General features: G+C 66.0%; 11 protein-coding genes. 3 read left to right on the top strand and 8 right to left on the bottom strand.

Features of this window, described 5'->3' with window-relative positions; all coding sequences use genetic code 11:
* Positions 1-23 precede the first annotated feature (23 nt).
* The 3 genes from FHW92_RS21600 to FHW92_RS21590 are packed head-to-tail and all read left to right on the top strand — an operon-like array spanning position 24 to position 3447.
* Positions 24-1253: a thiamine pyrophosphate-dependent enzyme gene (locus FHW92_RS21600; protein ID WP_168605360.1), complete on the top strand. Its 1230-nt coding sequence runs from the start codon at positions 24-26 to the stop codon at positions 1251-1253.
* Between the two features lie 13 nt (positions 1254-1266).
* Complete coding sequence (locus tag FHW92_RS21595) at positions 1267-2271, top strand: alpha-ketoacid dehydrogenase subunit beta (protein ID WP_210428650.1); 1005 nt, start codon at positions 1267-1269, stop codon at positions 2269-2271.
* A 3-nt stretch (positions 2272-2274) separates the two neighbouring features.
* On the top strand, positions 2275-3447 hold the full coding sequence (locus FHW92_RS21590) for a dihydrolipoamide acetyltransferase family protein (protein ID WP_168605358.1): 1173 nt from the start codon (positions 2275-2277) through the stop codon (positions 3445-3447).
* A gap of 6 nt (positions 3448-3453) precedes the next feature.
* Here the strand turns inward: FHW92_RS21590 and FHW92_RS21585 are convergent, their stop codons facing one another.
* Genes FHW92_RS21585 through FHW92_RS21550 form a run of 8 tightly spaced genes read right to left on the bottom strand, consistent with a single transcriptional unit; the run spans position 3454 to position 12281 of the window.
* Entirely contained in the window at positions 3454-6381 is a 2928-nt protein-coding gene (locus FHW92_RS21585) for a triple tyrosine motif-containing protein (protein WP_168605357.1), read from the bottom strand.
* 6 nt (positions 6382-6387) lie between these two features.
* Entirely contained in the window at positions 6388-6696 is a 309-nt protein-coding gene (locus FHW92_RS21580; RefSeq protein ID WP_168605356.1) for a GNAT family N-acetyltransferase, read from the bottom strand.
* A gap of 28 nt (positions 6697-6724) precedes the next feature.
* Positions 6725-7396, bottom strand: a complete 672-nt coding sequence (locus tag FHW92_RS21575; RefSeq protein WP_168605438.1) for a YoaK family protein — start codon at positions 7394-7396, stop codon at positions 6725-6727.
* 15 nt (positions 7397-7411) lie between these two features.
* The gene (locus FHW92_RS21570; protein ID WP_168605355.1) at positions 7412-8776 is read right to left on the bottom strand and encodes an alginate export family protein; all 1365 of its coding nucleotides are present in this window, start codon (positions 8774-8776) and stop codon (positions 7412-7414) included.
* Positions 8769-9188 carry a DoxX family protein gene (locus FHW92_RS21565; RefSeq protein WP_246870346.1) on the bottom strand — a complete coding sequence of 140 codons (420 nt, stop codon included), beginning with the start codon at positions 9186-9188 and terminating at the stop codon, positions 8769-8771. Before FHW92_RS21565 ends, FHW92_RS21570 begins: the two co-directional genes overlap by 8 nt.
* A gap of 42 nt (positions 9189-9230) precedes the next feature.
* Entirely contained in the window at positions 9231-10106 is an 876-nt protein-coding gene (locus tag FHW92_RS21560) for a glyoxalase (RefSeq protein WP_168605353.1), read from the bottom strand.
* Between the two features lie 36 nt (positions 10107-10142).
* Entirely contained in the window at positions 10143-11990 is a 1848-nt protein-coding gene (locus FHW92_RS21555) for an amidohydrolase (RefSeq protein WP_168605352.1), read from the bottom strand.
* Between the two features lie 45 nt (positions 11991-12035).
* Positions 12036-12281: a XapX domain-containing protein gene (locus FHW92_RS21550; RefSeq protein ID WP_168605351.1), complete on the bottom strand. Its 246-nt coding sequence runs from the start codon at positions 12279-12281 to the stop codon at positions 12036-12038.
* Between the last annotated feature and the right edge of the window lie 93 nt (positions 12282-12374).

Genomic DNA, 12374 nt, shown 5'->3' with positions numbered 1-12374 from the left:
GGACAACAGGCCAAGGAGAGGACATGGATAATCAACCCCGGCTCACCCTGCATATCCCCGAGCCCCCGGCCCGCCCCGGCGACCACCCCGATTTTGGCGGAATGAAGCTGCCCAAGGCCGGCGAAACCGCGCGGCCCGATGTCGATGCCGCCGAGCCGACCATGCGCGACATGCCCTTTGGCATGATCCGCGTGCTGGATGATGGCCATCATGCGGTCGGTCCGTGGGACCCGCATCTGGATGTCGATATCCTGCATCGGGGCCTGCGTGCGATGATGCTGACGCGCGCCTTTGATGACCGCCTGTTTCGCGCCCATCGCCAGGGCAAGACCAGCTTTTACATGAAATCCACCGGCGAGGAGGCGATTGCCGTGGCGCAGTCGCTGATGCTGGGCGCGCGTGACATGTGCTTTCCCACCTATCGCGTGGTGGGCTGGCTGATGGCGCGGAACTATCCGCTGCTCGATCTGGTCAACCAGATCTTTTCCAATGCGGGCGATCCGTTGCGCGGGCGGCAATTGCCGATCCTTTATTCGGCCCGTGATTACGGCTTCTATTCGATCTCGGGCAATCTGGGCAGCCGGTTTGGCCATGCGGTGGGCTGGGCGATGGCCTCGGCCTATAAGGGCGATGATCGGATCGCACTGGCCTATGTGGGCGAAGGCACCACGGCGGAGGGCGGTTTCCACGAGGCGATCACCTTTGCCAGCGTCTATCGCGCGCCGGTGATCCTGTGCGTGACCAACAACCAATGGGCGATCTCCAGCTTTTCCGGCATCGCGGGGGCCAATGAAACCACCTTTGCGGCCAAGGCGTTGGCCTATGGCATTCCGGGGCTGCGGGTGGACGGCAATGATTTTCTGGCGGTCTGGGCGGCGACGCAATGGGCGGCGGAGCGGGCAAGGCTCAATCTCGGGGCGACCCTGATCGAATTGTTCACCTATCGCGCTTCGGGTCATTCCACCGCCGATGATCCGGCCAAATACCGCCCCGCCGACGAGGCGCTGCAATGGCCGCTGGGCGATCCGATAGAGCGGCTCAAAGGCCATCTGATCGCTCTGGGCGAGTGGGACGATGAGCGCCATGCGGCCCTGCAATCCGCGCTGGAGGATGAAGTGCGCGCCGCCGTTCGCGCGGGCGAAGCCATCGGCACGCTGGGCAAATCCAAGCCCGAACTGGCCTCGATGTTCGAGGATGTGTTCAAGCAGCCGGACTGGCGCGTGATCGAACAGCGCCGCGAAATGGGGGTCTGACGCCATGCCGGTGATGAACATGGTTCAGGCGCTCAACAATGCGCTGGACGAAAAACTGGGCGGGGATCCCAATGTGCTGATCTTTGGCGAGGATGTCGGCTATTTCGGCGGGGTGTTCCGCGTGACCGACGGGCTTCAGGCCAAACATGGGCTGACGCGCTGTTTCGACACGCCCATTGCCGAAGGCGGCATTATCGCCACGGCCATCGGCATGGGGGCCTATGGCTTGCGCCCGGTGGTGGAAATCCAGTTTGCCGATTACATCCTGCCCGCCTTTGACCAGTTGGTCAGCGAGGCGGCGCGGCTGCGCTATCGCTCGAATGGCGAGTTCTGGGCGCCGCTGACGGTGCGCACACCCTATGGCGGCGGCATTTTCGGCGGCCAGACGCATAGCCAGAGCCCGGAGGCGATTTTTACCCATGTGGTGGGGCTAAAAACGGTGGTGCCCTCCAATCCCTATGACGCCAAGGGCCTGCTGATCGCGGCGATCGAGGATGATGATCCGGTCATCATTCTCGAACCCAAGCGGATCTATAACGGTCCCTTTGACGGGCATCACGACCGGCCGCTCAAGACATGGGCGGGGCATCCCAAGGCGGAGGTTCCCGAGGGGCTCTACCGCGTGCCTCTGGGCAAGGCGGCGGTGGTGCGCGAGGGGCGCGACATTACCGTGCTGGCCTATGGCACGATGGTCCATGTCGCGCTGGCGGGCATTGAGGAGGCCGGGGTGGATGCCGAACTGCTCGATCTTCGTTCGCTGGTGCCGCTCGATATCGAGGCCATCGTGGCCTCGGTGCGCAAGACCGGGCGCTGCGTAATCCTGCATGAGGCTTCGCGCTTTGGCGGTTTCGGCGGCGAATTGTCGGCGCTGGTTCAGGAGCGCTGCTTTGACCATCTGAAAGCCCCCATCGAGCGCGTGGCCGGTTGGGACACGCCCTATCCGCACGCTTTTGAATGGGATTATTTTCCCGGCCCCGCGCGCCTTGTGGCCGCGCTGCGCCGCGCGATGGAGTATTGATCCATGAGCCTTTATCAATTCCGCCTGCCCGATATTGGCGAGGGCATTGCCGAGGCCGAAATCGCGGTCTGGCATGTCAAACCGGGCGATCATGTGGCTGAGGACCAATGTCTGGTCGATGTGATGACCGACAAGGCGACGGTGGATATGACCTCGCCGGTCGAGGGCAAGGTTCTGGCCATCCATGGCGCGGCGGGCGAGATGCGGCCGGTGGGCGCCGTTCTGGTCGAGATCGAGGTGGCGGGCGAGGCCGAAGCGGCGGCGGAGGTGGCGTCTGAACCGGCGCCCGAGGCCGAACCGACACCCCCGCCGACCTCCGAGCCTGACATCAACGCCCCTCTGGCCGCTCCTGCCACGCGTCATCGTGCGCGTGAATTGGGCATTGTGCTGGAATCGGTCGTGGGGACCGGGCCGGGCGGGCGTATCACGCTTGAGGATCTGGAGGCCCATGCCCACAGGGCCGAGCAGCCGCGCCCCGCCCCGCGTGAGGGGGCAACCGACATCCCCATCACCGGCCTGCGCCGCAAGATCGCCGAGAGGATGGAGCAGGCCCATCAGCGCATTCCCCAGATCACCTATGTCGAGGAATGCGACCTGACCGAGCTGGAGGCGCTGCGCGGCGAAATCAACAAGGAGGGGCGAGGCAGGCTGACCCTGCTGCCCTTCTTCATCCGCGCGCTGGTCCGCGCCTTGCCTGATTTCCCCCGGATCAACGCGCATTATGACGATGAAAAGGGGGTGCTGCGGCAATATGCCGGGGTGCATGTGGGCGTCGCGGTCCAGACGCCCGGCGGTCTGATGGTGCCGGTCATCCGCCATGCCGAAACGCTCGATATCCACGCCTGCGCCAGGGAACTGGCGCGGCTGAGCGAGGCGGCGCGCGAGGGCACGATTCGGCGCGAGGAACTGAGCGGCTCGACGATCACGATCACCTCTCTCGGGCCGCTGGGCGGCATCGCCACCACGCCGATCATCAACCATCCCGAAGTGGCGATCATCGGCCCGAACAGGATCATCGAACGCCCTGTGGTGCAGGGGCCTTTCGTGGCGCTGCGCAAGGTGATGAACCTGTCGAGCTCGTTCGACCACCGCATCGTCGATGGCCATGACGCGGCGCGGTTCATCCAGCATATCCGGCGCCTGCTCGAACATCCCGCGCTGCTGTTTATGGACTAGCCTGCGCTAGAAGCCCCATCGGACCTCGCGAAAGGCGATGCGCGCCGGGATGGTCAGCGACATGACCGTGCCATGCGGATGCGCATCGCCCATGTCGAATTTCGCCCCCAGCGCGGCGGCGCGTTCGCGCATGTGGATCAGGCCGAAATGGCCCGGCCTTTGCCCTTGCGCCATCACCGCGCGGTCCAGCCCCACGCCATCGTCGCTCACGCTCAGATGCAGGCTGTCGCGGGCAAAACTGACGGCGATGACGATCCGGCCCGCCTGCGCATGGCGGCGCGCGTTGAACAGGGCCTCGCCCGCAATGGCCTCGATCTCGTCGGCTACCGGCGCGCAGACCCTTCGCGGCTTACCCGTGATCCGCAAGTCCCAGACCGGCCCATCCTCCAGCCGCGCCGTCGCCAGCGCGCGCAGCAGCGCCGCCAGATCAACCGGCTCGCCCGCTGCGCGCAATTCGCGCACCTTGTCGCGCCCTTCGATCAGCACATCATCGGCCCGCTCCAGCGTATCCTCCAGTTCAAGCCGCGCCGGATGATCGTGGGGCAGGCGTTCGAGCGTCGATTGGAAACGCAGCATCAGGCCCTGAAAACCCTGCAGCAAAGTGTCATGCAATTCGCGGGCGATCTGTTCGTGCACGGCCAGACGGTCCTCGATTCTTTGCCGGACCGCCTGTGTGGCGGCGCGGATGCGCCAGCGCAGCCCCGCCCAGACCGCCACCCCCAGGGCCAGCCCGGCCAGCGCGGCAAACCACCATGTCTGCCAGAAATAGGGGGCGATGGTAAAAGTCACCCGCGCCGCCTGCCTGCTCCACAGCCCATCGGCATTGGCGGCCATCACGTCGAGCGCATAACGGCCCGGCGCCAGTCCGGTGTAGGTAATGGACCGCGCGTCGGTCTGCACCCAGTCGCGGTCCACCCCGCTCAGCCGATAGCGATAGAGATTGCGCGCCGGATCGATCAGGCTGAGCGCCACCGCATCGACCTGAATGCGCCTGGTGCCTGCGGGCAGAGCCGGATCAGCGCCGCGATAGACCCGGCCATCGGCCTCCAGCGAGCGGATCACCACCGGCGGGGCGGGGGCGGGGGCCGCGCCGCCCTCGGGCTCGATCCGCACCAGCCCGCGATTGGTCACGAACCATGGCCGCCCCTCTGCATCGATTTCGGCATCATTGGCGGCCCAATAGACATCGCGTCTTGCATGGATGCCTTCGTGATCGCCATGCAGGCGGTGGGGGATGGGCTGTTCGGGATGGGCAAAGGCTGCGTCCCAGCGCCCGCGCTCGACATCGGCAATGCCCGCGCCGCTAATGATCCAGACCCGCCCACGCCCCATCGCGAGCCCGGTAATCCCCGCCAGCCAGGGATGATGATGCGCATCGAGCGTAACGATCCGCCCGCCCCGCATCCGCGCCAGCCCTTGTTCGCCCCCGATATAGAGTTCAGGGCCGAAGGGGCGCAGCATCCGCATGAATCCGGTGGCGATCTGGTCGCGATTCCAGATCTCGCTCTGCCCTTTGGGGGTCAGGTGGGTCAGGCTGGTGGTCGGGCGCAGGGTGAACAGGCCCTTTTGCCCGTCCGAAACGCCGAATTGCCAGTTCTGCGCCGGTTGCCATCCTTTCCAGCGCTGCCCGTCCAGTTGGGCGATGTTGACATTGCCCATGATGTTGAGGATCCGCCCGTCGCTGGTGATGGCGCAACTGCCCGTCGGCGCGGCGTCGGGCGGCGGGGGCAGATAGCGCCAGCGCCCGCCCTGCCGGACAAAACCCTTGGTCTGCGCCATAGCGAGCAACTGGCCCTGCTGTCCGGCGCAGATGGCCGTCATGTCGCCGCCCCGATGGATCAGGCGCGGCGCGCCCGCTTCGATCCCCACCACGCCCGTGTCCGTGCCCAGATAGAGCGGCGCGCCCTGCGGGCCGCCCTGGGCAAAGCCGGTGGTGGGCGCGCCCGCCAGCGCCACGCGGATCACATCCGACCGGCGCAGGCGCAGCAGCCCATCCGCCCCGCCGCCCCACAGCGAACCCTCGGCATCGCGGAAAAGCACCGTCACGGCCATGGACATCCGCCGCGCCGGGCCTGACCGGGGTGCAAGCATCAGCCCGTCGCGATAGGCCGAGAGCCAAGCCGCGCCATCGGCAAAGATCAGGCCGCCATGCTGAAACAATCCGGGCGCCGGAACGGTCGAGGGCAGGGGGCGGGTCATCGGCCCTCCGGTCAGCCGCTCCATCCCCTTGGCGCTGGTCATCCAGACCGCGCCTTCGTCATCCTGCGCCAGCGTGGCGGGATAGGCCGGGTGGCGCAGCACCAAGGCGGGCCGCGATCCGCCCGGCGCGATGCGCGAGACCGATGCGCCCTGCGCGATCCATAGCGTGCCGTCGCGCGCCACCATCAGATGGTCGATGCTCTCGTCCTGCAGCCCGGTTTCGGGCGAGATCAGCGACCAGCGGCCATGACGGAAGAGATGCAGTTGCGGCCCCAGCCCACCGATCGTGGCGATCCAGACATCGCCCTGCGACCCGGCGGTGATGGCCTGCACCGCGCCTTTGACCTGCTGGTCGCGCGGCAGATCCTCCAGCCGCCCGTTGCGCCAGACCGACACGCCGCCATAATCGCGCCCCATCCACAGCGCGCCATCGGACGCCACCGCCATGGTCAGGATCGTGGCGGACCGGCGGCGCTCATAGGCGACCGGCTCAATCCTTTCAAAGCTCAGCCCGTCAAAGCGATAGAGACCGTTGCCCGTGCCCAGCCACAGGAAGCCGTCGGGCGTTTGCGCGATGGTGCGTATATCGGTGGGGGCGCCGCTTTCCGGCCCCCATGCGCGCAGGGCATAGCCGGGCGGGGCCGGGTCAATCCGGGCCTCAGCCTGCGCCGGGATAGAGCGCGCCGGAACCGACGGGGCCGCCAGCGCGGCCAGAAACAGCACCCATGCCTTCACCCGCGTTTAGCCCGCGACGACATCGGCATAGTCAGGGTGGCGCGCATACCATGCCGCCATATAGGGGCAGCGCAGGACCAGCGAGAAACCCTGCGCGCGAGCCATGGCGAACAGGCCCTTGGCCAGCGTCGAGGCCAGACCCTGTCCGGCATATTCATCGGGAACCTCGGTGTGGAGCAGGACATAGCGCCCTTCTTCGTCGCGGCGATAGACACAGATGGCCAGCACATCGCCATCGATAGGCAATTCAAAGCGGTTCTGCGCGGGATTGTGGCGGACGTCAGCGGGAGTGGGGGCAGAAGTGGAGGCGGGCATGATTTCGCCTTTCGGGGATGGGGGATTGTCAGGGATTGTGAACAAGGGCGGCGGCGGGATGGGCCACGCACAGCATCGTGCCCAGCACCACCATGCCCGCAGCCAGCGCGAGAGGCAAGGCAAGCCCCAAGTGCGTGACCATCAGCGCGCCGGCCGCAGCGCCCGCAAAGATGCTGGCCACAGCGGCGATGCGGCGGGGCAGATTGGGGCCGGTGCCGCCCGCCAGCGGGGAATCGGCGGCAATTCCGGTCAGCGTCAGGGTGAGCACGGTGGTGGTCAGATCGGGCACTTTGAGCATCCGGATCGTGGCATTGCGAAAGCCCATGGCCAGCGCCGTGAGCGCAATGATCGCGTCGATCCAGGGGGCCGATGCCAGCGCGCAGATCGCCGCCAGCGCCAGCAGCGCGCCCTCGATCCCGGCGGCGGCCAGCAGCCATTGGCGCAGCGGGCGCCTGCCCAGAGACTGGCCGATCCGACCGGCCACCAGCGCGCCGATCAGAAAGGTCAGCAGCGCCACCAGATAGGGCTTGATGGCAAAACCGGGCGTGCCCACGGCGGCAAAGCCCAGAAAGACGATATTGCCGGTCATATTGGCCGTAAACACCTTGCCCAGCCCCAGCACCGAGACGGCATCGACAAGGCCCGTCGTGGCCGAAAGCATCAGGAGCAGGCCGGGCAGCGGAGAGGAAGAGGATCGCATCATGGCGGGGGTTCCTTAGAAGCGGAAATTGGCCTGAAGGCCCAGCATGGTGGTGGTGCGCGTCGATCCCGTTTCGCGCAGGAAGGCGCCGGGTGCAAACACCGAGAAAGAGGAGGACAATTCCAGTTCGGCGGTCGCCTGCCAAGCCACGACAGCCTCGCCGCCGCCGCCGATGAAGCGGGAGTGGCCCGCACCGGCGCTGCGGATCAGATTGCCCGGAATGTCATAGACGCCATCGCCGCGCGAATAGCGCCAGAAGGCCATGGCGGCCAGACTGGCCGATACCTTGGGGGCGATTTGCGCGCTGAAACGCGGGTTGAGGTTGACGATGTTGGCCGGGCCGACGGGGGACAGTTCGCCGAAATATTTGCCCTTGGGAAACAGGGCGTTGAACGTGCCCAGATGACCGTCTCCGGCCTTGCCGTCGCCGCTGATGATGTTGACGCGCATGGTGGCATCCATCGCATGGGGCAGGGCAAGGCCGACTTCGGTGCCCAGCGTCCATGCGCCGATGGTCTGGGCTCCGCCGCTCTGACCCTCGAAGCGGCCGAATTGCGCGACGCCCTCGACATTCCAGTGCAGTTGGCCGCGCGTGCCATGGCTGCGCAAACCGATGGAATGGCGCAGTTCATGGCCCGTGATCCCGCCGAAACGGGCGGTGCGGTTGCGATAGGCCAGATAATAGATATCCCAGCCCGGCAGCACCGCATAGGCGCCCCACAGGCCCTTGGTGGCCGAGGTATGGTCGTCGAAATCACGCAGGCCCGCCTGCACCGGATGCAGCGCCAGCAGGCTGACCGAGGCCGCGCCGATGCGCACCACCGCCCGCGCCCCGTCAAAGGCCAGCGGCGTGTTGGGGCCATAGCGCGTGCCGATCAACCGCTCCGTGCCCAGCGAGACCATCTGTCGCCCGCCCCGCAGGGTGACGGGGCCAAGATCGGCCTCGGCAAAGGCCTGAAGCAGATCGAGGCGGCTTTGGTCGGTAGGGCTGGCCGCGGGTTCGACGCCGGTGGCGAATGTGGCCATGGGTTGCACGAAGGCGCGAAACTTGCCCGCATGCAGGTCGGCATAGGGCAGGGCGCGCGCCCACAGATAGGTCTGGTCGGGCGCGCTGCCCCATTGGTTGCCGCTCAGGCTTTCGCTGCGCAGGCGCAGTTCGGCGCCGGTCGAGAGCCAGACGTCTTCGGTGATCGGAACGTATTTGAAAGGTCCGGTCCAATGATGGGCGCGCTTTTCGGCATCGGCCAGATCGGACCAGTCCTCGTCATAGCGGGTGATGGACAGGGTGGGGGCCTGCCATGCCTCACGCGCCTGTTGGGCCGAGGCGGGGCAGGCGCCCAGCAAGGCGCAAGGCAGCGCGAGGCAGGCAAGTTTACGCACGGCCCGTTCCGTCACGACGCTGTGCCCGTTCCGAAACCAGCGCGACCAGCACGAAGCCGCCGATCAGGCCGATATGTTCGAAAAAGGCATTGGTGGCCATAAAGCGGTCCTGCCCGGCGGGCATCGCCCAGAAGGCATTGGCCACGCAGGCCGCCAGCAGCGTGAAAACGCCCAGCATCCCCGCCCCCAGCCACACCAGCCGCCCCGAAAGCACCAGCAGCGGCCCGATCAGTTCAACCGCAATCGTGATCGCGGCCCAGAGCGCGGGTGGGTTCAGCCCGAAATGCGCCTGTTCGGCGGCGGTGGCGGGAAGGTCGCTCAATTTGACGATCCCACCCAGCAGATAAGGCCCCACCAGCGCGAGGCGGGCGATGGTCCATGTCATCGGCCATTCCAGGATGGCGTCGATCATGGCTGGGTCGCGGTGGGTGAAGTCTGGGCGCGTATCCATGGCTCAGGCGCCCTGATGCACTTCGGCGATATAGCCGCCGGGGAAGCGGACAATCGCGCTCTGGCGGGTGCCGACGGTGTAGGGGGCGACGAGAAGCTCCGCGCCATTGGCCTTGGCCTTGTCCAGCGTGGCGGCGAGATCCGGCACCTGATAGCCGGTCATGTCGCGGCCATAGGGCCAGGGCAACTGACCATCAGAGACAAACACCACCATCTTGCCGTAATGGCTGGTTAGGGAAACGCGGCGGATGGTCTTGCCGGTCTGGCCCACTTCGGCGCCCGGGGCCTTGCGGTCATCGGCGGTGATGCTGGCATGGGCATAGCCGCCCCAGCTTTTGAGGAAAGCGTCCGCCGCATCGGCGGTCAGATAGATGCGGTTTTCCGGGACCGTGGCGAGCGGCGCGTAATGCGGCGTGGCGGTGTGCCAATAGAGCTGCATGTTCACCCCGCCCGGCCATTGGACGACGACATCGCGGCCGATGGGATCGGGAAAATCATTGAGGCGGCGGATCGCGCCATGACGCCGCGCGGCCACCACGGCCTTGTCCATATCGGTCACCAGATAGCCGGTGCGCTCATCGCCGAAGGGATAGGGGACCGGCGTCTTGAACCCGAACACCGACACCGTGCCCGCAGGGGTCAGCACCAGTTGCGATTTGGTGAGGCTGGGTGTGGGGGTGACCTGAAAGGTGCCCTGCTTGCTGGTGGTGCCGCCGAAAGTGGCCGAGAAACTGGCGACGAAGCGATCGAAATCGCCTTCGGGCACATAGACATGGGTGGTGTCATATTGCGGGGCGACGCCGACGTCCGGGGTGGTGCCAGGTTTTGCGGCGGCGGGGGCGGCCAGAACGAGAGCGATGGTAAAAGCGAGAGATTTCATGGCGGGGGACTCCATTGAAAAAAGGGGGGAAGAGGATCAGACAGCCCAGCAGCCGCAGCCCAGCGCACCCCAGAAGCTTTGGGGATCACCGGCCGGAACGCTGGCGTCAAGGGCGGCGGCATGGTCATGGCCATGGACCGCGCAGGAGGAATGACAGGCGCAGGCCGATGCCAGTTTCGCGCGGGCCTCGCGGGTCTTGTGGTATCCGCCAAAGGTGGCGACCGGCGACCAGTCGGGCATCGCGCGGGGCAGGGCGGGGGCCAGCGGCTCATATTTACCCTCGCCATGCACCACCTTGCCGCCCAGCAGGGTCAGGACAGAGCGGATATGGACGATTTCATGTTCGGGCACGGTGAAATAATCGTCGGACAGGATGGCAAGATCGGCGAGTTGGCCCGCCTTGATCTGGCCCTTCTTGCCCACTTCATTGGAAAACCACGTGTTTTCATGGGTCCACATGGCCAGAGCCTTGTCGCGCGAAACGCGGTTGGCCGAAGGATAGAGCCGCAATCCGCCCAACGTGCGCCCCGTGACCAGCCATGACAGCGAGACCCACGGATTATAGCTGGCGACGCGGGTGGCGTCGGTGCCGGCGCCCACCGGGATGCCGGCCGCGATCATCTTGTTGATCGGGGGCGTGCGTTCGGCGGCTTTTGCGCCATATTGCTCGACGAAATATTCGCCCTGAAACGCCATGCGGTGCTGGACCGCGATGCCCCCGCCCAGCGCCGCGATGCGGTCGATGTTGCGGTCGCTGATGGTTTCGGCATGGTCAAAGAACCAGTTGATGCCGGCCAGCGGAATATCGCGGTTCACCTTTTCATAGACATCGAGCGCGCGGCTGATCGTCTGGTCATAGGTGGCGTGCAGGCGCCAGGGCCAGCGGTGTTCGGCCAGCAGGCGGATGACGGGTTCAAGGTCGCCTTCCATGCTGGGGGGCATGTCGGGGCGGGGCGCGCGGAAATCTTCAAAATCGGCGGCGGAATAGACCAGCATTTCGCCCGCCCCATTGTGGCGATAGGTGTCATCGCCCTGACCCGGCGTCACCTGTTTCACCCAGCCGGAGAAATCGGCCAGTTCTTCCTTGGGCTTTTGCGTGAAGAGGTTATAGCTGATGCGGACGGTCAGTTGGTCGTCCTGATGCAGCTTTTCGATGATTTCGTAATCGTCGGGATAATTCTGCGACCCGCCGCCCGCGTCGATCACGCCCGTTACGCCCAAGGCATTGACATCACGCATGAAATGGCGGGTGGAGTTGAGCTGGTACTCCTGCGGCAGCTTCGGCCCCTTGGCCAGCGTCGAATAGAGGATCGTCGCATTGGGCTGGGCCAGCAAGAGCCCGGTGGGGTTGCCCATGCTGTCGCGGACAATCTCGCCGCCCGGAGGGTTGGGCGTGTCCTTGGTATAGCCCACCACCCGCAGCGCGGCGGCATTGAGCAGCGCGCGGTCATAAAGGTGCAGGATGAACACCGGCGTATCGGGCGCCACGGCATTGAGCTCGGCCAGCGTGGGCAGGCGCTTTTCGGCAAACTGGTGCTCGGTGAAACCGCCCACCACGCGCACCCATTGCGGGGCGGGGGTGCGGTCAACCTGAGCTTTGAGCATCGCCATCGCTTCCGAGAGCGAGGGCACGCCGTCCCAGCGCAGCTCCATGTTGAAATTCAGCCCGCCCCGGATGATGTGCATATGGCTGTCGATCAGGCCGGGGATCACGCGGCGGCGGCCCGCATCGATCACCTGCGCATCGGGCAGGACGGCGGCGCGCACATCCTTTCCGCTGCCCACGGCCAGGAATTTGCCGTCGCGGATGGCGATGGCTTCGGCCTCGGGGTTTTCGCGGTCAAGGGTGGAAACCTTGGCGTTGGTGATGATCAGGTCGGCCATGGGGGAAGGCTCCGGTTGGGGGAAAGGGATCAGTTTTTGTCAGGATTAGTTTTTGTCAGGGTTTCCGGGCAATTGGCCCAGCACATGATCGGCGCAATTGCCGCGGATATAGCAGGCGACATCCTGTCCCTGAATCGCGCGGCGGGCAATCGGCACCAGTTGTTCACCGGCCAGAATGCCCAGCAGGCCCACCAGCGCGATGATCGGCGGCGCGGGCGAACGCACACCCAGCAGGCTGTAGATCACGCCTACCAGCAATCCGGCGCCCAGCGAGAGGAGATAGAGTTTCATCGGGGGAGCTCCTGAACCAAGGGGGAAAAGTCGGGACCGACCTGCGTCTCGGGGGGATTGGGCGGAGTGCGCCGCAGGCCGGTCCCGGTCGGC

The sequence above is a fragment of the Novosphingobium sp. SG707 genome, assembly GCF_012275515.1.
In the GTDB taxonomy this organism is placed as follows: domain Bacteria; phylum Pseudomonadota; class Alphaproteobacteria; order Sphingomonadales; family Sphingomonadaceae; genus Novosphingobium.
The sequence above is the reverse complement of the archived record's forward strand: the minus strand, read 5'-3'. Positions and strand labels throughout refer to the sequence as shown.